The sequence below is a fragment of the Shinella sp. GW821-FHT10F02 genome (genome assembly GCF_058809275.1).
Genome location: NZ_JBXASL010000005.1, coordinates 211,478 through 229,957, shown reverse-complemented (window position 1 = coordinate 229,957; position 18,480 = coordinate 211,478). Strand labels below are relative to the sequence as shown.

Sequence of the window (18,480 nt, the reverse complement as noted above, 5' to 3'; positions counted from 1 at the left end):
GCTTGGCATGTGTTGGGGTACTGGAAATCGGCGAGCGCAGCGCTCGCAAGGATCGCAAGCGATCAGGCTAGGCGGCTGGTGAGCGCCCCGAAGACGCGCGCAAAGAAGCGTGCCGGCAGGCGCTTGTGATCCTGCAGCACGACGACATGCTTTTCCGTGCATCCGAACTTGGATTCCATGGCCCGCATATAACGATTTTTGCGGCGCTCGGCAAGTTGCCGGCCGGCACCGCCGTTTACGCTCTTCCTAAAATTTCCCGCGCGCCGCCTTGCCGCAGCCCCGAATTTTTGACACTCGGTATACGTATCCGGCTAAGCGTCGGCTTGAGGGGACTTACATGAAGACGATTACCTGGCGCGACCGCGCGCGCTACCAGTTCGACAAGAGCATGGCGGCAGGGCCAATCGCGCTGATCGGCTGGCTTGCGGTCATCTCGCTGGTCGTCATCCTCGTCGCCGGCCTGTTCCTCGCCCTGACCGGCATCAAGCCGGATGGCGGCGAGCCCGTGTCCTTCATCGAAGGCGCCTGGGAATCGCTGATGCGCACCATGGATGCCGGCACGATGGGCGGCGATGTCGGCTGGAGCTTCCGCGGCGTCTCGCTCGCCGTCACCGTGGCGGGCATCTTCGTCTTCTCCGCGCTGATCGGCGTCTTGAGCTCCGGCCTCGACGAGAAGCTCGACGAGCTGCGCAAGGGCCGCTCGCATGTGCTCGAAAAGGATCACACGATCATCTTCAACTGGTCGCCCTCGATCTTCGACGTGATCTCCGAACTGGTCATCGCCAACCAGAGCCGCCGCAACCCGCGCATCGTCATCATGGCCTCCAAGGACAAGGTGGAGATGGAGGACGAGATCGCCGACAAGATCGCGGACCTCGGCAACACCCGCATCATCTGCCGCAGCGGCGACCCGACCGACCTATACGACGTCAATATCGTCAACCCGCAGGCCTCGCGCTCGATCATCGTGCTGTCGCCGGAAAGCGACTATGCGGATTCGCAGGTCATCAAGACCGTGCTGGCGCTGGTCAACGACCCGGAGCGGCGCAAGGAGCCCTACCGGATCGCCGCCGAGATCCGCGATGCCAAGAATGCCGAGGTCGCCCGCATCGTCGGCGGCCCCGAGCTGCAACTGGTGCTCGCCGACGAGCTGATCTCGCGCATCGTCGTCAGTTCCAGCCGGCAGGCCGGCCTTTCGGCCGTCTATACCGAACTGCTCGATTTCGACGGCTCGGAAATCTACGCCGTCGAGCAGCCGGCGCTCACCGGAAAATCCTTCGGCAATGCGGTGATGGCCTATGACACGTCGACGCTGATCGGCATCTGCGACACCGACGGCGTCGTGCACCTCAACCCACCGACGAACCGCATCATGCTGGCCGGCGAAAGGGCGATCCTGATTGCCGAGGACGACGCGACGATCAAGCTCAGGACCGCCGATTTCGAGGTCGACCGCGAGATCGTGCGCCCGCGCGTCAACCGCGAACCGGGGCCGGAGCGCACGCTGCTGCTCGGCTGGAACCGGCGCGGGCCGATCATCACGCAGGAACTGTCGCGCTACGTCGCGCCCGGCTCGGAGCTGATGATCGCCGCCGACACGCCGGAATTCGAGGCGGATGTCGCCAAGCTTCAATTTATCAAGGAAAACCTCTCCGTCCGCTGCACCGTCATCGACACCTCGAACCGTGCCGCGCTCGATGCGCTCGACGTGCCCGCCTACGACCATGTGCTGGTGCTCGGCTACAGCGACCACATGGCCGCCCAGCCGGCCGATACGGCAACGCTTGTCACGCTGTTGCAGCTTCGCAAGATCGCCGACGCCGCCAACCAGCATATCGGCATCGTCAGCGAGATGATCGACGTGCGCAACCGCAACCTCGCCGCCGTCACCCGCGCCGACGATTTCGTCGTCAGCAACAAGCTGGTGAGCCTGATGCTGGCGCAGGCCTCGGAAAACGAGCTGATGGCGCAGATCTTCGACGAGTTGCTCGACGAGGACGGCTCGGAAATCTACATGCGCCCGGTGACGGACTATATCGCCATCGACCGGCCGGTGAATTTCTATACCGTCAACCTCGCGGCCCTCATCCGCGGCGAGGTGGCGCTCGGCTACAGCCACGCGAAACGGGCGGGGCACGACCCGCGCAATATGGGCGGCGTCGTGGTCAATCCGGCGAAATCGGAAAAGGTGACTTTCGATCCCTCCGACCGCCTGATCATCCTCTCCCGCACGTAAAAATTTCAGGTCCGCCGCAGGCGCTTTTCCAGGCCGCGCAGGCCGAGCGAAAGGCCGATCGTCAGGATGAGATAGACATAGGCGACGATGGAATAGGTCTCGAAGAACCGGAAGGAGCCGGAGGCATAGACCTTGCCCATCTGCGTGATATCGGCGACGCCGAGCACGGAGACGAGCGAGGAATCCTTGACCATCGCCACGAAATCATTGCCGAGCGGCGGCAGGATGACACGCACCGCCTGCGGGAAGACGACGAGCCGGAAACGCTGGAAACGCGACAGGCCGAGCGCCTTGGCCGCCTCGATCTGCCCCTTGTCGACGGACTGGATGCCGGCGCGAAACACCTCGCCGATGAAGGCGGAATAGCCGATCATCAGCGCGATGATCGCCCGCCACATCAGCGAGACGTCGCGCACCTGCATCGGCTCGACAAGGCCGGCCCCGACAAGCGGCGAGATCACCAGATTGACCAGCGCCACCAGCGCCGGAGCGCCGACGAAGGCGATGTAGAACAGCAGCACGAGGATCGGCACGCCACGGATGACCTCCGTGTAGAAGCGCGCGACCTGGCGCAGAACCTTGCTGTCCGACAGCGCCATCAGCGCAAGGCCGAGGCCGGAGAGCGTGGCGAGCAGGAAGGCGACGAGGGTGACGAAGATCGTGACCCACAGCCCCTTCAGCACGATGCCGAAGACCTGGGCATAGAGGTCGTTGGCGACGATCACGCCGGCAAGCGCCAGCGCGATAACGGCAAGGACGACCAGCCACCAGGGATAGTCGCCCTTTGCCGCATCAGAGGAAACGGGAGCCATGCGCCCGCTACTGACCCATCTTGTAGTCCAGGAACCACTTCTTGTTGAGCGCCTCCAGCGTGCCGTCGGCCGTCATGGCGGCAATCGCGGCATTGACCGGTGCGACGAGATCGGAGCCCTTCGGGAAGATGAAGCCGAAATCCTCCGTGCCGAGCGGCTCGCCGACGACCTTGAGCTTGCCGCCCGAGGCATCGACATAGCCCTTGGCTGCAACGCCGTCGGTCAAAACCAGATCGACGTCGCCGGCCTGGAGCGCCTGCACGGTCGCGCCAAAAGTCTCGAACAGCTTGATGCGCGGGTTCTGCTCGTTGCCGTCGAGGATTTCGTAGACGGCGGTGTAGAAGGGCGAGGTGCCGGGCTGGGCGGCGACCAGGCCATCCGTCAGCGCCGCGAAGGATTTGGCATCCTTGAAGCGGGCCTCGTCGCCGCGCACCAGCATGAACTGCTGCGAGCGCATGTAGGGCGCGGAGAAGTCCACCTTTTCCTTGCGGTCGTCCTTGATGGTGATGCCGGTCATGCCGATATTGTACTGGTTGTCGGAGACCGCCTGGATCATCGCATCCCAGCTGGTGTTCTGGTACTCGACCTTGAAGTTCAGCCGCTTGGCGATCTCGTTCATCGCGTCATATTCCCAGCCGATCTGCTCGCCGGTCTTCGGATCGACGAATTGCAGCGGCGGATAGGCGTTCTCCGTCACGACGACGACGGACTTGCCGCCGAGATCGGGCAGGTCCGCGGCCAAGGCGACGGCGGGCATGAGGGCAGCGGCGGCAAGGCCTGCAAGGACGGCGCGGCGGGAAAACATCGGCTTCAAGCTCCTGGATTGTGGCGGCGGAACACTGTCACAGGAGCGGGCAGCGAGGCAAGCATGGCGCTTGTGCGCAACCGCCTTTCCCGAAAACAAAAAGCCGCCGGCCAGGGCCGACGGCTTCGATCAATGCGTGCGGCTGCCGGATTATTCGGCGGCGGCTTCTGCGGCCTTTGCGGCTTCGGCAGCTTCTGCTGCAGCGGCCTTCTCGGCGGCTTCAGCTGCGGCCTTTTCAGCGGCGAGCGCCTGGGCGGCTGCGACCTTCTCGGCTTCGAGACGAGCCTTTTCCTCGGCAACGGCGGCGCGCTCGGCGTCGTTCAGGCTGCGGGCGCGCGTGCCGGTGTTCTCGACGATACGAGCCGACTTGCCGCGACGATCGCGCAGGTAGTAAAGCTTGGCGCGACGGACCTTACCGCGGCGGACGACTTCGACGCCTTCGACGAGCGGCGAGTAAACCGGGAATACGCGCTCGACGCCTTCGCCGTAGGAGATCTTGCGAACGGTGAAGCTCTCGTTGATGCCGCCACCCGAACGGGCGATGCACACGCCTTCATAGGCCTGTACGCGGGTACGCGAACCTTCCGTCACGCGGACGTTGACGCGAACGGTGTCGCCCGGGGAAAATTCCGGAAGCTGGCGCTTGGCTTCGATCTTCGCTGCCTGTTCGGCTTCGAGCTGCTGGATGATGTTCATCGGTCTAACCTTCTGGTTTTTCTGAAACAGCCAGAGCGCTCGACGGTCACCTTACAAGGTCATGCCTCTAAGGTTAGCCCGTTACCGGGCGGAGCGGATTCGCCATTCTTTGCTTGCAGGTCGGCTGGGTAATCCCAAATCCGTGCGGGCCAATACACCAATCGAACCCGCTTGTCATCCCCAAGGCCGAAAGAATCCGCCCGAAAGAGCCGGTTTTTCGGCCCTTGCCCGCCTTTCACCGCCACGCTATCACGCGGGACAGGGAGAAGCGGCATGACCATTGCCGCGGGGAGTATCATGTCCATAGCCGATGCCATACTGCTTTTCGTCGCCGGTTTCCTGTCCGGCGTGGTCAATGCCATCGCCGGCGGCGGCACCTTCCTCACCTTCGGCGCGATGACGCTGACCGGCCTGCCGCCGATCGTCGCCAACGCCACCTCCTCGATCACCCAGTTTCCGGGCTACGTCACCTCCTCGCTCGCCTATGCCAAGGAGATCCGGGCGGACTGGCGCGAGGCGGCGCTGCTTGGCGGCATCTCGCTGGTCGGCGGCCTTGCCGGCGCGCTGCTGCTGCTCTCGCTCGACAACCCGTCCTTCCGCGCGCTCGTGCCGTGGCTGCTGCTCGCCGCCACCATCATCTTCGCCGCCGGCCCCTATCTCAAGCCGAAGACGCTGCACGCCGAAACGCCGGTCTCGCCGCTCGGCTTCGTCGGGCAGTTCCTCACCTCGATCTATGGCGGCTTTTTCGGCGCCGGCATGGGCATCATGATGCTCGCCGTGCTGGGCCTCACCAAGGGCGGCGACTACCACCGCCTGAACGCGCTGAAGAATTTCCTGGCCGTGGTGATCGCCGCGGTTGCCATCATCGTCTTCGCCAGCGGCGACGTGGTCGGCTGGCCGCAGGCAGCCGTCATGGTGCCGGCCGGCGCGCTCGGCGGCTGGTCCGGCGTCTGGGCCGCGCGGCGCGTGCCGCAGCCGGTCATCCGCGGCCTGGTGGTCGCGGTCGGCTTCGCGCTGACGGTCTATTATTTCGTGACGGGCTGAGCGGCTGGTTTCGCGCAATTCCGGACGCAAAACCGCTTCACACTTTTGCTGGAATTGCTACAGCAGATCCGGCCGGCGCTCGCGCGTCAGCTTTTCCGCCTCCTCGCGCCGCCACCGGTCGATGGCCGCGTGATTGCCGGAGGTCAGCACGCCGGGGATTTCCTGCGCTTCCCAGACCTGCGGCCGCGTATAATGCGGATGCTCCAGCAACCCGCCCTCGAAGCTCTCGTGTTCGCCGGACAGCGCATTGCCCATGACGCCCGGCAGGATGCGCACGATCGCGTCGAGCAGGATCATCGCCGCGGGTTCGCCACCGGAGAGAATATAGTCGCCGATCGAGACTTCTTCGAGCTGCCGCCCGTCGATGACCCGCTGGTCGACACCCTCGAACCGGCCGCAGACCACGATGGCGCCCTCGCCGGCCGCAAGCTCGCGCACGCGGGCCTGCGTCAGCGGCCGGCCCCGCGGGCTCATCAGCAGCCGGGGGCGACTATCCCCCTCGGAAGCGTGGTCGATGGCGCGCGCCAAAACATCGGGTTTAAGAACCATGCCCGCGCCACCGCCCGCGGGCGTATCGTCGACGGTGCGATGGCGGTCGGTGGTGAAATCGCGGATCTGCACGCAATCCAGCGCCCAGTCCCCGCGCGCCAAAGCCTTGCCGGAGAGCGACTGGCCGAGCAGGCCCGGAAACATTTCCGGATAGAGCGTCAATATGGTGGCGCGAAAAGCCACGTCATTCCCCGCCGTCTTCTTCAGGCGGACGGCGGCGCCGGCTGCCCGGCCCGTCCTTTTCCTCTTCCTCGAGGCCGGCTGCGATCGGATCGATCACCAGGCGCCCGCCATCAACGTCGATTTCCAAGACGGCGGCCTCGGAGAAGGGAATGAGCACCGGCCGCTTGCCGGGACCCTTGAGTTCGAGCAGGTCGCCCGCGCCAAAATCGAAGATGCCGGTCACCGTGCCATGGCTGCGGCCCTCGGCGTCGACGGCCTCCAGCCCTTCGAGGTCGGCATAGAAGAATTCGTCCTCGTCGAGTTCCTCGTCCGGCAGGTTGTCGCGCTCGATATAGAGGTCGGTGCCGTTCAGCGCCTCGGCGGCGTTGCGATCGTTGATGCCGCGGAACCGCACGACGACGACGTTCTTCGCCTCGCGCACTTCCAGCACCTCGAAGGCGCGGCCGTCATCCGTGTGGAGATGGCCGTAATCGCCGATCGCCGTGGGGTCGATGGTGTAGGATTTCACACGGACTTCGCCGCGCAGGCCCTGGGCCGCGCCGACAGTGCCCATGAGGACGGGATTTTCCAGTTTCACCATGGTTGCTTCCGTGCGTTCCTTGAAACTTCAGCTGCGCGAAATCGCTTTACGATGTTCCGCGTCCCGCTCCAAACGAAAACGGGCGGCATGAAACACGCCGCCCGCTTCAAAAGAATGTCGCCGTCGATTATTCGGCGGCAGCAGCAGCGGCGTCTTCTTCCTTCTGCTTCTTCTCGGCAGCGCGCTCGAGCGCCTTCTTGCCGGGCTTTGCCTTTTCCGGGTTGCTGCGGGCTTCGCGCTTCACGACGCCGGCTTCGTCCAGGAAGCGGGCGACGCGGTCGGTCGCCTGGGCGCCCTTGGAGAGCCATTCCTTGATGCGGTCGGCGTCGAGCTGCACGCGGTTGGCGTCGTCCTTGCCGAGCATCGGGTTCCACGAACCGACCTTCTCGAGGAAGCGGCCGTCACGCGGCGAACGGGCGTCGGCAACGACGATCTGGTAGTACGGACGCTTCTTGGAGCCACCGCGGGCGAGACGAATTTTCAGTGCCATGTCATTTCTCCTTGGATAGATGGGACCGCCTGTTTCAGGCGGTATTCTGGTTTGCGCCGCTGTGTTCAGCGGCAATGGCTTCGTGGTGCCGGATCACCTCGTGGATGATGAAGTTCAGAAACTTCTCCGCGAAATCCGGATCCAGATTGGCATCCTTCGCCAGGCGGCGAAGGCGCTCGATCTGGTATTCCTCGCGCGCCGGGTCGGCCGGCGGCAGTTCATGCGTCGCCTTCAGCACGCCCACCGCCTGGGTGCAGCGGAAGCGCTCTGCGAGCATATGCACAAGGGCAGCGTCGATATTGTCGATCGACTGCCGGTATTCTCCCAATTGCTGCTTGACCTTCGGATCGATCGTCATGCCTCAACCCCTCACTTCTTCTTCGGCAGGCCGGGAAGGCCCGGCAGGCCACCAAGACCCGGAAGACGCCCGCCGCCGAGGCCCGGCATGCTGCCGGGCTTGATGCCGGCCGCTTCCGCCTGCTTGGCGAGCGCTTCGAGCTGCTTCGGATCCATCTTCGACAGATCGGGCATGCCGCCCATGCCGCCGCCAAGGCCACCGAGGCCCATTTTGCCGGCAAGGCCGCCCATCATCTGCTTCATCATGCCGCCGCCCTTCTTGCCGCCCATCATCTTCATCATGTCCGCCATCTGGCGGTGCATCTTCAGAAGCTTGTTGATGTCGGCCGCATCCGTGCCGGAGCCGGCAGCGATGCGCTTCTTGCGGGAATGCTTGAGCAGGTCCGGATTGGCGCGCTCGGCCTTGGTCATCGAATTGATGATGGCGATCTGGCGGCCGAACAGCTTGTCGTCGAGGCCGGCGGCGGACATCTTGTCCTTCATGCCGGCCATGCCGGGCATCAGGCCCATGATGCCGCCCATGCCGCCCATCTTCTGCATCTGGCGCAGCTGGTCGGCGAGGTCGTTCAGGTCGAACTTGCCCTTGGCCATCTTGGCAGCCATGGCGGCCGCCTTCTCGGCGTCGATATTTTCCGCCGCCTTCTCGACGAGCGACACGATGTCGCCCATGCCGAGGATGCGGTCGGCGACGCGGCGGGGATGGAATTCTTCCAGCTCGCCCATCTTCTCGCCGACGCCGATCAGCTTGATCGGCTTGCCGGTGACGGCGCGCATGGAAAGGGCCGCCCCGCCGCGGCCGTCGCCGTCCATGCGGGTGAGCACAAGGCCGGTAATGCCGACGCGGTCGTCGAAATTGCGGGCGAGGTTGACAGCGTCCTGGCCGGTCAGCGCATCGGCGACGAGCAGGATTTCATGCGGATTGGACTTCCGCTTGATCTCCGCCATCTCTATCATCAGCGGCTCGTCGATATGGGTACGGCCGGCAGTATCGAGGATGACGACGTCATGGCCGCCGAGTTTTGCGGCCTGCACGGCGCGCGAGGCGATATCGGTCGGCGACTGGCCGGCAATGATCGGCAACGTATCGATGCCGGCCTGGACGCCGAGCTGGCGCAACTGCTCCTGCGCTGCCGGACGACGCGTATCGAGCGAGGCCATCAGGACCTTCTTCTTGTCGCGCGTCTTCAGCCGGTTGGCGATCTTGCCCGAGGTGGTGGTCTTGCCCGAGCCCTGGAGACCCACCATCATGATGACGACAGGCGCCGCCGCATTGAGGTCGATCGACACACCCTCGGAGCCGAGCATCGAGATCAGCTCGTCATGCACGAGCTTCACGACCATCTGGCCGGGCTTGATCGACTTCAGGATTTCCGCGCCGACGGCCTTTTCGCGCACCGCATCGGTGAAGGAGCGCACCACTTCCAGCGCCACGTCCGCTTCGAGCAGCGCACGGCGGACCTCGCGCAGCGCCGCCGAGACATCGGCCTCGGAAAGCGCGCCACGGCCTGTCAGTCCATTCAGAATGGAGCCAAGGCGGTCCTGGAGTGTTTCAAACATCACGTCATCCTTCTTGTTTCCGCAGCTAGCGGAAACGTCGGTGCCATCGGTGACAAAAACAAGACGCAAAGCCAAAAAGCACCCGAGGGCGCATCGCGCTGTCGGGTGTTGACCTCCGGGATCTGTTTATACCGCTATGGGTCCCGGTCGGTGGCTTCAAGTCGTCTCACTTGTCGCAGATGGCGCGGCTTAAACCCCATCGGCGCCGGAAAGTCAAGGATGAGACATCGGCTTTAGGACGTGGTCCGAATCTTGCGAACCAGCCGGAGTTCACCGCTCATGGCTTTTGCGTAGCAAATCGGACACCATGTCAATCATCCCAATCGCTAGATTGTCTGTTCCTTCAACCACAATCCCGTTTCTGTAGAGGGCTTGCACATCAAAATGAAGACCTACAGAACCAACACAGATAGAACTGTCCTTGTCTAGCCGTGCCAAAACGCTTTTGAGATGCCCTAGCAAATAGGATTCCCCGTTTGCTTGGGCAGTCGAATCATCCATTGGCACGCCATCTGACAGTACAAGGAGCACTCTGTGCGCTTCCTTTCTGCCCGATAGACGATGAGCAGCCCATTCAATGGCTTCCCCATCGACATTCTCCTTCAAAAGATCACGCCGAAGCATATTCTTCAGGCTCAATCCGATGACAGGCGAGATAAACTGGTCAGCGGATCGATAGATGATATGCAGCACATCGCAAAGCCTGCCCGGTTGCGGCTGCGCGCCCAACCTTAGCCACTTCTTTCTTGATAGACCGCCCTTCCAGGTGGTCGTCGTAAATCCCAAAACCTCAACGCTGCAACCGAGGCGCATGAGAAACTCATAGGCGATTTCGGTAGCGGCGGCGGCGAGAAGAATTGACTGGCCCTTCATCGAGCCCGAGTGATCAATGAGGAGCGAAACCGTCGTGTCTTGACGTTGGGCGGGAGACAAGGCGGCAAGTATACCAGCGGCTTTCTCCAGCGCGTGCAAATTGGCAGAGATACGCCATGAGGAAAGCGCGTGTTCAAAAACACGCCACGCTTCTTCCAACTCGATCTTTTCATCAAGTGAAAGCGGACCGATTATCCGATCCAAGTCAGTTTGGTCCACTGTTTGGTCAAATTCCCGCGTGTAAACGAGATAGCCATTTTCAGGCTTGCTGCGTCGTTCGGACAGCTTCGAAAACAATTTAAACATCAGCCGTATTCCATAACTTTTCCGCGAGGTCCCGCCGATGCATTGCGACAAGGCCGGGCCGACCGTATATCTTCTCCATGAACCGTCGCAAGTTTCTCAAATGGTCCGGTATAGGCGCTCTCACGATGCTCGCGGGCGGCGCGTTTGCGAGCCGCAGTCTCGCGGCGAACCGGTATTATGACGGCCCGGTCAGCGACCATTTCAACGGCACGCATTTCTTCAATCCGAACGGCGAGGAGCCGAACAATTTCTTCGAGCTGATGCGCTGGCAATTCGGCGGCGGGCGTGCGGCCTGGCCGGCCGATTGGCCGAGCCCCTTTCCGTCGGCCGTGCCGGAAGGGCGTATCGCGGGTGATCGCCTGGTCGTCACCATGGTGGGCCATGCCGCCCTGCTGATCCAGACGGCCGGTCTCAATATCCTGACCGATCCCGTCTGGAGCGACCGGGCGAGCCCCTTTTCCTTTGCCGGGCCGAAGCGCGTCAATCCGCCCGGCATCAAACTTGCCGACCTGCCGAAGATCGACGTGGTGCTCGTCACGCACAATCATTACGACCATCTCGACCTCGCGACGCTGAAGGCGCTGGCCGAGCGGGACAATTGCCTGGTCTTCACGCCGCTCGGCAATGACAGGATCATGGGACCGGTCGTCGGCGAAGGGCGCATCACGACCATGGACTGGGGCGGCAGCACGCCCCTGACGACTGACGTCACCCTCCATTGCGAGCCCTGCCACCACTGGTCGGCCCGCGGCCTCGGCGATCGCCGTATGGCGCTGTGGTCGGCCTTCCTTATCGAGACGCCGGGCGGCAAGATCTACCATATCGGCGATACCGGCTTTCACCAGGGCATCAATTACCGGGCGATCCGCGAAAAACACGGGCAAATCCGCCTCGCCAACCTGCCCTTCGGCGCCTACGAGCCGCGCTGGTTCATGCGCCCGCAGCACCAGAACCCACACGAGGCGGTGCAGGGCATGGCGGTATCGGGCGCCGCCTATGTGGCAGGCCACCATTGGGGCACCTTCCGGCTGACCAACGAGGGCGTCGACGAACCGCTGGCAGCCCTCGAAACCGCCCTCGACGCGGCCGGCATCGCGCGCGAGCGCTTCCGCGCGCTGCGGCCCGGCGAGGTCTTCGAGGTTCCCGCCGCCACGGCCTGATGCAAGACACTGGAAATCCGCGGGCTTTTCCGCCATATAGCCCCCAAAGGGGCCTTTCGGCCCAAGACGGGCAGACGTGATGACAAAGACGGTCGACTTCGCGAAGATGAACGGGCTGGGAAACAAGATCCTGGTCGTGGACATGCGTGGCCGCGCCGATATCGTGACGCCGACCGCGGCCATCGCGCTCAACGCCGATCCCGCCACCCGTTTCGACCAGATCATGGCCGTCCACGACCCCAAGGTCGACGGCACCGATGCCTGGATCGACATCCTGAATTCCGACGGCTCGAAGGCGCAGGCCTGCGGCAACGGCACGCGCTGCGTCGTGCAGGCGCTCGCCGCCGAGACCGGCAAGAAGGTCTTCACCTTCCAGACCGTTGCCGGCATCCTCAACGCCGTCGAGCACGAGGACGGCACGATCTCGGTCGACATGGGCAAGCCCATCTTCGAGTGGAACCGGATTCCGCTCGCCGAGGAATTCTACGATACCAGCCGCATCGAATTGCAGATCGGCCCGATCGACGCGCCGATCCTGCATTCGCCCTCCGTCGCCTCGATGGGCAACCCGCATGCGATCTTCTGGGTCGACCGCGACGTGATGTCCTACGATCTCGAACGCTTCGGCCCGCTCCTCGAAAATCACCCGATGTTTCCGGAACGCGCCAACATCACGCTGGCGCAGGTCACCTCGCCCACGTCGATGACGACCCGCACCTGGGAGCGCGGCGCCGGGCTGACGCTCGCCTGCGGTTCCGCCGCCTGCGCTTCCGGTGTCAGTGGCGCGCGCACCGGCCGCACCGGCCGCAAGGTCGCGATCACCGTTGCCAGCAGCCCGAACCGCGGCACGCTGCAGATCGAATGGCGCGACGACGACCATGTCATCATGACCGGCCCTGCCGAATGGGAATGGTCCGGCACGCTCGACCCCGCGACCGGCGCCTTCCGCCGGGACGATGCCGAGGCGGCCGCCCTTTGAGCGGCGTCGAGGTCATAACCTTCGGCTGTCGGCTCAACACCTACGAATCGGAAGTGATGCGCGCCGAGGCCGAGAAGGCGGGGCTCAACAATGCCGTGCTGGTGAACACCTGCGCCGTCACCGGCGAGGCCGTGCGCCAAGCCCGCCAGGCGATCCGCCGCGCCCGCCGCAACAATCCCCATGCCCGCATCATCGTCACCGGCTGCGCCGCACAGACGGAGAAGCATACCTTTGCCGAAATGCCGGAAGTGGACGCCGTGCTCGGCAACGAGGAGAAGCTGAAGAGCGCCGCCTACCGGGCGCTGCCGGATTTCGGCGTCTCGGCGGAAGAGAAGCTGCGCGTCAACGACATCATGAGCGTGCGCGAGACCGCGCCGCAGATGGTGAAGCTCATCGACGGCCATGTGCGCGCCTTCGTGCAGGTGCAGAACGGCTGCGACCACCGCTGCACCTTCTGCATCATCCCCTATGGCCGCGGCAATTCCCGCTCCGTGCCGATGGGCGCCGTCGTCGAGCAGGCCCGAAAGCTGGTCGAGGGCGGTTACTGCGAAATCGTGCTGACCGGCGTGGACGCCACGAGCTATGGCGGCGACCTGCCGGGCAAGCCGAGCCTCGGCCAGCTCGCCAAGACGCTGCTGAAACAGGTGCGGGAAATTAATCGCCTCCGCCTCTCCTCGATCGACAGCATCGAGGCGGACGATCACCTCTGGGACCTGATCGCCGACGAGCCGCGTTTCATGCCGCACCTGCACCTCTCGCTCCAGCACGGCGACGACATGATCCTGAAGCGCATGAAGCGCCGCCATTCCAGCGCCGACGCCGTCGCCTTCTGCGAGCGCGTGAAAACCCTGCGTCCGGAAACGAGCTTCGGCGCCGACATGATCGCCGGCTTCCCGACCGAGACGGAAGAGATGTTCGCCAATGCCGCGCGCCATGCGCAGGACTGCGGCATCGCCCACCTGCACGTCTTCCCCTACAGCCCGCGCGCCGGCACGCCCGCCGCCCGCATGCCGCAGCTCGACCGCGCCCTCGTGAAGGAGCGCGCCGGCCGCCTGCGCGATGTTGGAAAACGCCTGCACGAGGTCCATCTCGACGGGATGGTCGGCAGTACGCAGGAAATCCTCGTCGAGAACAACGGCCTCGCCCATACCAAAAACTTCACGCTCGTCGATGCCGCGGGCCTAAAACCCCGCGCGCTTGTGCCGGTGACCATCACCGGCCACAATGGAAAACACCTGACGATGCGGCCAGCGATCCTTGCCGGCACCGCCTCCCTTCGCAACTAGCGGACACATTTCATGGCCTTCGGCTTCATCAAGAAGATTTTTACATTCGGAAAAGACACCGCCGCCGAGCCGGAGACGGAGGCGCCGCTTGCCGAGCCGCAGGTCGTCGAGACGGTGCCGGAACCGGTTATCGAGACGCCGAAGACAGCCGTTGTCGAAGAGCGCGATGCCCTGCTCGAAGAAGCGGAAGCCGCCAATCCCGAGGCGCCCCATCATGTGCCGGCCGAAGCCGAGCCGGATATCTACCCGCTGCCGCACGCCCCCGCACTGCCAATCGCCGAAGACCCGGTCTCGCCGGCTGAGATCGAGACGGCAGGTGGACCAGCCGATGACGACGTCGCCCCGCAAGCCGAAGCGATCGAGGAACAGGCGCCGGTAGAGGAGATCATCGAGGACGAGCCTGCGGCCCCGGAAGACGCGGTCGCGGAGCCGGTCGCAGAAATCGTCGAGGAAGAGCCCGCGCCAGCGCAAGACGACATCGCGCCGGTGGAGGAGACGCCCGCCGAAGCCGAAGACCCCGTGCTCGAAGAAGCGGCCCGCATCGAGCCGAAGGCCGAAACGCCTGTCCTGCCGAAGGGTTTTGCCACCGCCGAGCGCGCGCCGGTGGAAGCGGTCGTCGCACAGCAGCCGAAGCGCACCTGGTTCCAGCGCCTGCGCGAGGGCCTGTCGCGCACCTCCTCGCAGCTGACGGGCCAGATCACCAGCCTCTTCACCAAGCGCAAGCTTGACGATGCAACCCTTCAGGACCTCGAAGACCTGCTGATCCAGGCCGATCTCGGCGTGGAAACCGCACTACGCATCACCGACACGCTTGCCTCCGAGCGCTACGGCAAGGACGTGACCGGCACCGACGTCTCGCGCATCATGGCAAGCGAGATCACCAAGGTGCTTTCGCCGGTTGCCAAGCCGCTGGAACTCGACCTCAACCACAAGCCGCATGTCATCCTCGTCGTCGGCGTCAACGGCACCGGCAAGACGACGACGATCGGCAAGCTCGCCGCCAAACTTTCCGGCGCCGGCCTGAAGGTGATGCTCGCCGCCGGCGACACGTTTCGCGCGGCCGCCATCGAGCAGCTGAAAATCTGGGCGGAGCGCACCGGCTCCGACATCGTCTCGTCCAAACTCGGCGCCGATGCGGCGGGTCTCGCCTACGAGGCCTATGAACAGGCGAAGCTGAAGCAGAGCGACGTGCTGATCGTCGATACGGCCGGCCGCCTGCAGAACAAGACGGAGCTGATGGCGGAGCTGGAAAAGATCGTGCGCGTGCTCGGCAAGCTCGATCCGGACGCGCCGCACACCGTTCTCCAGACGCTCGACGCCACGACCGGGCAGAACGCGATGAACCAGGTCGAGATTTTCCGCAACGTCGCGGGCGTCACGGGCCTGATCATGACAAAATTGGACGGTACGGCCCGCGGCGGCATCCTTGTGGCGATTGCCGCCAAACACAAGCTGCCGGTCTATTTCATCGGTGTCGGCGAAGGGATCGACGATCTCGAACCCTTCGAGGCCAAGGATTTCGCGCAGGCGATCGCAGGAGTTGAAGCATGAGCAAGGCAACGCTGGAAGTGCCGGCCAAGGCCGAGGAGAAGGTCAGCCCCCTCCTCAAGATGGTGCTGGAGCTGGGGCCGCTCGTCGTCTTCTTCTTCGCCAATTCCCGCGGCGAATGGCTGGCCGCGCAGTTTCCCGTGCTCGCCGAAATGGGCGGGCCGATCTTCATCGCCACCGGCCTCTTCATGGCCGCCACCGCGCTGGCGCTGATCGTCTCGTGGATCCTGACCCGCACTCTGCCCATGATGCCGCTCATCTCCGGCATCGTCGTCTTCGTCTTCGGCGCGCTGACGCTCTGGCTGCAGAACGACACCTTCATCAAGATGAAGCCGACCATCGTCAACACGCTGTTCGGCGCCATCCTGCTCGGCGGGCTGTTCTTCGGCAAATCCCTGCTCGGCTACGTCTTCCACGCCGCCTTCAAGCTGACGGACGAGGGCTGGCGCAAGCTGACGCTGCGCTGGGGCCTGTTCTTCCTCTTCCTCGCGGTGATGAACGAAGTGGTCTGGCGCTCCTTCTCGACGGATTTCTGGGTCGCCTTCAAGGTCTGGGGCACCATGCCCATCACCATTCTCTTCACGCTCTCGCAGATGCCGCTGATCATGCGCCACTCGATCGAGCCGCCGGAAGAGGGCAAGGCGCCCTGAGCCTCAGCTCGAAGGCGCGCCGAGCGCCTTTTCGATCGCCGGAAAGAGCCCGTTCTTGAGGCTGTTCTCGTCAAACGGGCCGACCTTCTTGTAGAGGATCGTGCCGTCCGGGCCGACGAGATAGGATTCCGGAATGCCGTAGACGCCCCAGTCGATCGCCATCTTGCCGACGGGATCGAGGCCGATGGCGGAGAACGGATTGCCGAGCTCGCCGAGGAAGCGCAACGCGTTCTCGCTGCCGTCCTTGTAGTTGACGCCCACCACATTGAGGCGCGGGTCCTTCGAGAGCGACAGGATGATCGGGTGCTCCTGCCGGCAGGGCACGCACCAGGACGCCCAGAAATTGACCAGCGTCAGCTTGCCCTTGGCGCCCTCCGCCGTCAGCGCCGGCATCGGAAGACCATCCTTCACGGCGCCGGCGAGCGGCTCTAGATCACGCCAGGGTGCCTTCGTGCCTATCAGCGCGGAGGGGATTTCGGAAATGTCGCGGCCGGAATTGAGCTGCGTCCAGAAGATCAGCGCGAGGCCGAGGAAGATCGCCAGCGGCAACGCGGCGAGAATGACGCGCGTGCGGGTGCCCGTGCCTTCGGCATTGCTTTCCGTCTCGCTCATCGGGCGTCCTCGGTGCGCGCCGAGCGGCGCCGCACGCCGGCCGCTTCCAGCCGCTCCAGCTCGCGATGGCGGCCGCGGTGGTCGAGCCAGACCCGGAGGATCAGCCCGATGCTGACGGAGAAGGCGGCGATATAGGAGGCCGTGACGTAGAAGGCGTGGCTCATGCGGCATCTCCCTCGCGACCGGCGGCGCGCGCGGCATGACGGCGCAGAACGGCGATGCGGCGGCGCAGGATTTCGTTGCGCATGGCGAGGATGTGCAGCGTGAAGAACAGCAGCGTGAAGGCAATGGCCATGACGAGCAGCGGGCGCAGGAACTCGGCCGAGATCGTCGGGCCATCCAGGCGGATGACGCTCGCCGGCTGGTGCAGCGTGTTCCACCATTCCACGGAAAACTTGATGATCGGGATGTTGACGAAGCCGACGAGGATCAACACGGCGCTGACCTTGGCGGCCCGCGTCGGGTCGTCCATGGCGCGGTTGAGCGCGATCAGGCCGAGATACATCAGGAACAGCACGAAGACGGAGGTGAGCCGCGCATCCCACACCCACCACGTCCCCCACATCGGCTTGCCCCAGAGCGAGCCGGTGATGAGCGCGACGAGCGTGAAGCAGGCGCCGATGGGGGCGGCGGCCTTGGCGGAGACGTCGGCCAACGGATGGCGCCAGACCAGCGTGCCGAGCGCGGACAGCGCCATCACCGTGTAGCACATCATGGCAAGCCAGGCGGCCGGCACATGCACATACATGATGCGCACCGTCTCGCCCTGCTGGTAATCGCCCACCGTGGTGAAGGCGAGATAGAGCCCGACCGCGAACAGACAGAGCGTCAGCCCGGCAAGATAGGGCCAGACAATGGCGACCAGCGCCAGAAACCGCGTCGGGTTGGCGAGATCGCTGAATTTGCGGATGGCAAGGCTCGGTTCGCTCATGATGGTTCTTTAACGTGTCAGCCCGGCATCTTCAATTGATCTGCCGCAATCACATTCGTGTCAGTCACTCGAAAGCCGGAGTGCCGCGGCGGCCGCGACCGGCCCGATGACGGCGAAGAGCAGGTTGAGGGCGACGAGAATGAGAAACGGCGGCAGGAAGGGCGCCGGCTCCTGGATCGCCGCATAGACCGCGCTGACGCCGAAAATCAGCACGGGAATGGCGAGCGGCAGCACGAGGATGGAAACGAGCAGCCCACCGCGCGGCAGCGCCACGGCGATCGCGGCCCCCGCTGCCCCAATGAAGGTGATGGCCGGCGTGCCCGCGAGCAGCGTCAGCGTGGTGGCCGCGATCGCCGTCTCGTCCATGTTCATGAACAGGCCGAGCAGCGGCGCGGCGATGACGAGCGGCAGGCCGGTTGCGAGCCAGTGGGCGATGCATTTGACGAACACCGTGAGCACCAGCGGCGTTTCCTGCATCAGGAGCAGGTCGAGCGAACCGTCCTCGCGTTCGGCCTGGAACAGCCGGTCGAGGCCGAGCAGCGAGGCGAGCAGGGCGCCGATCCAGAGGATAGCCGGGCCGATGCGGGCGAGGAGATTGAGGTCCGGCCCGACGCCGAAGGGGATGACGGCGACGACCGTCATGAAGAAGAGTACGCCGATGAGCGCGCCGCCGCCGGCGCGGACGGAGAGCTTGAGGTCGCGGGCGAGGAGGGCGATCATGCCTGCATCCTCGGGCGGGGTGGGCGTGGCTCACCCCCCTCTGCCCTGCCGGGCATCTCCCCCTCAAGGGGGGAGATTGGCTGGGCGCAACGGCATTGCCTCTTCC

20 protein-coding genes are annotated in these 18,480 nt (G+C 64.4%); 7 read left to right on the top strand and 13 right to left on the bottom strand.

Going from position 1 to position 18,480, the window contains the following annotated elements; translation table 11 throughout:
• Window positions 1-337 precede the first annotated feature (337 nt).
• Entirely contained in the window at window positions 338-2,236 is a 1,899-nt protein-coding gene (locus tag AC1RWL_RS17240; RefSeq protein ID WP_493095490.1) for a CASTOR/POLLUX-related putative ion channel, read from the top strand.
• Between the two features lie 5 nt (window positions 2,237-2,241).
• On the opposite strand, the gene AC1RWL_RS17235 is transcribed toward AC1RWL_RS17240, so the two are convergent.
• The 3 genes from AC1RWL_RS17235 to rplS all read right to left on the bottom strand — a co-directional run bounded on the left by AC1RWL_RS17235 (window position 2,242) and on the right by rplS (window position 4,549).
• Window positions 2,242-3,048, bottom strand: coding sequence for an amino acid ABC transporter permease (locus AC1RWL_RS17235; protein ID WP_493095491.1), 807 nt, complete (start codon window positions 3,046-3,048; stop codon window positions 2,242-2,244).
• A 7-nt stretch (window positions 3,049-3,055) separates the two neighbouring features.
• A complete protein-coding gene (locus tag AC1RWL_RS17230; RefSeq protein WP_493095492.1) occupies window positions 3,056-3,853 on the bottom strand; it encodes a transporter substrate-binding domain-containing protein in 798 nt (265 codons plus the stop codon).
• A gap of 150 nt (window positions 3,854-4,003) precedes the next feature.
• Complete coding sequence (gene rplS / locus AC1RWL_RS17225; RefSeq protein WP_319324045.1) at window positions 4,004-4,549, bottom strand: 50S ribosomal protein L19; 546 nt, start codon at window positions 4,547-4,549, stop codon at window positions 4,004-4,006.
• Window positions 4,550-4,846: 297 nt separating this feature from the next.
• Here rplS and AC1RWL_RS17220 point away from each other — a divergent pair, with 297 nt between their 5' ends.
• Entirely contained in the window at window positions 4,847-5,593 is a 747-nt protein-coding gene (locus tag AC1RWL_RS17220; protein WP_493095493.1) for a sulfite exporter TauE/SafE family protein, read from the top strand.
• Between the two features lie 57 nt (window positions 5,594-5,650).
• Here the strand turns inward: AC1RWL_RS17220 and trmD are convergent, their stop codons facing one another.
• The 6 genes from trmD to AC1RWL_RS17190 all read right to left on the bottom strand — a co-directional run bounded on the left by trmD (window position 5,651) and on the right by AC1RWL_RS17190 (window position 10,488).
• Window positions 5,651-6,325, bottom strand: coding sequence for a tRNA (guanosine(37)-N1)-methyltransferase TrmD (trmD, locus tag AC1RWL_RS17215; protein WP_493095494.1), 675 nt, complete (start codon window positions 6,323-6,325; stop codon window positions 5,651-5,653).
• Between the two features lies 1 nt (window position 6,326).
• Window positions 6,327-6,905, bottom strand: a complete 579-nt coding sequence (gene rimM / locus AC1RWL_RS17210) for a ribosome maturation factor RimM (RefSeq protein ID WP_256119529.1) — start codon at window positions 6,903-6,905, stop codon at window positions 6,327-6,329.
• Window positions 6,906-7,032: 127 nt separating this feature from the next.
• On the bottom strand, window positions 7,033-7,395 hold the full coding sequence (gene rpsP / locus AC1RWL_RS17205) for a 30S ribosomal protein S16 (RefSeq protein ID WP_256119530.1): 363 nt from the start codon (window positions 7,393-7,395) through the stop codon (window positions 7,033-7,035).
• A gap of 34 nt (window positions 7,396-7,429) precedes the next feature.
• Window positions 7,430-7,753, bottom strand: a complete 324-nt coding sequence (locus AC1RWL_RS17200) for a chorismate mutase (RefSeq protein ID WP_133034523.1) — start codon at window positions 7,751-7,753, stop codon at window positions 7,430-7,432.
• An 11-nt stretch (window positions 7,754-7,764) separates the two neighbouring features.
• Window positions 7,765-9,309: a signal recognition particle protein gene (gene ffh, locus AC1RWL_RS17195; RefSeq protein WP_493095495.1), complete on the bottom strand. Its 1,545-nt coding sequence runs from the start codon at window positions 9,307-9,309 to the stop codon at window positions 7,765-7,767.
• Between the two features lie 270 nt (window positions 9,310-9,579).
• The gene (locus AC1RWL_RS17190) at window positions 9,580-10,488 is read right to left on the bottom strand and encodes a cobaltochelatase CobT-related protein (RefSeq protein ID WP_493095496.1); all 909 of its coding nucleotides are present in this window, start codon (window positions 10,486-10,488) and stop codon (window positions 9,580-9,582) included.
• Window positions 10,489-10,565: 77 nt separating this feature from the next.
• Here AC1RWL_RS17190 and AC1RWL_RS17185 point away from each other — a divergent pair, with 77 nt between their 5' ends.
• From AC1RWL_RS17185 to AC1RWL_RS17165, 5 genes are all read left to right on the top strand, one after another.
• Window positions 10,566-11,648 (top strand): MBL fold metallo-hydrolase, encoded by a 1,083-nt coding sequence (locus tag AC1RWL_RS17185; protein ID WP_493095497.1) that lies wholly within the window; start codon window positions 10,566-10,568, stop codon window positions 11,646-11,648.
• A gap of 79 nt (window positions 11,649-11,727) precedes the next feature.
• Window positions 11,728-12,627: a diaminopimelate epimerase gene (dapF, locus tag AC1RWL_RS17180; RefSeq protein ID WP_493095498.1), complete on the top strand. Its 900-nt coding sequence runs from the start codon at window positions 11,728-11,730 to the stop codon at window positions 12,625-12,627.
• The gene (gene mtaB / locus AC1RWL_RS17175) at window positions 12,624-13,913 is read left to right on the top strand and encodes a tRNA (N(6)-L-threonylcarbamoyladenosine(37)-C(2))-methylthiotransferase MtaB (RefSeq protein ID WP_493095499.1); all 1,290 of its coding nucleotides are present in this window, start codon (window positions 12,624-12,626) and stop codon (window positions 13,911-13,913) included. Before dapF ends, mtaB begins: the two co-directional genes overlap by 4 nt.
• Window positions 13,914-13,925: 12 nt before the next feature.
• Complete coding sequence (gene ftsY, locus AC1RWL_RS17170; protein ID WP_493095500.1) at window positions 13,926-15,464, top strand: signal recognition particle-docking protein FtsY; 1,539 nt, start codon at window positions 13,926-13,928, stop codon at window positions 15,462-15,464.
• Entirely contained in the window at window positions 15,461-16,111 is a 651-nt protein-coding gene (locus AC1RWL_RS17165) for a septation protein A (protein ID WP_435268349.1), read from the top strand. The genes ftsY and AC1RWL_RS17165 overlap by 4 nt, the downstream gene beginning before the upstream one ends.
• 3 nt (window positions 16,112-16,114) lie before the next feature.
• Here the strand turns inward: AC1RWL_RS17165 and AC1RWL_RS17160 are convergent, their stop codons facing one another.
• From AC1RWL_RS17160 to ccmB, 4 genes are read right to left on the bottom strand one after another with little or no spacing between them, the layout of a single operon-like run.
• Window positions 16,115-16,723, bottom strand: a complete 609-nt coding sequence (locus tag AC1RWL_RS17160) for a DsbE family thiol:disulfide interchange protein (RefSeq protein WP_493095501.1) — start codon at window positions 16,721-16,723, stop codon at window positions 16,115-16,117.
• Complete coding sequence (ccmD, locus tag AC1RWL_RS17155) at window positions 16,720-16,887, bottom strand: heme exporter protein CcmD (RefSeq protein WP_493095502.1); 168 nt, start codon at window positions 16,885-16,887, stop codon at window positions 16,720-16,722. The genes AC1RWL_RS17160 and ccmD overlap by 4 nt, the downstream gene beginning before the upstream one ends.
• Entirely contained in the window at window positions 16,884-17,654 is a 771-nt protein-coding gene (locus AC1RWL_RS17150) for a heme ABC transporter permease (RefSeq protein WP_439618090.1), read from the bottom strand. The genes ccmD and AC1RWL_RS17150 overlap by 4 nt, the downstream gene beginning before the upstream one ends.
• A 60-nt stretch (window positions 17,655-17,714) precedes the next feature.
• Window positions 17,715-18,374, bottom strand: a complete 660-nt coding sequence (gene ccmB, locus AC1RWL_RS17145) for a heme exporter protein CcmB (RefSeq protein ID WP_256119540.1) — start codon at window positions 18,372-18,374, stop codon at window positions 17,715-17,717.
• Window positions 18,375-18,480 lie beyond the last annotated feature (106 nt).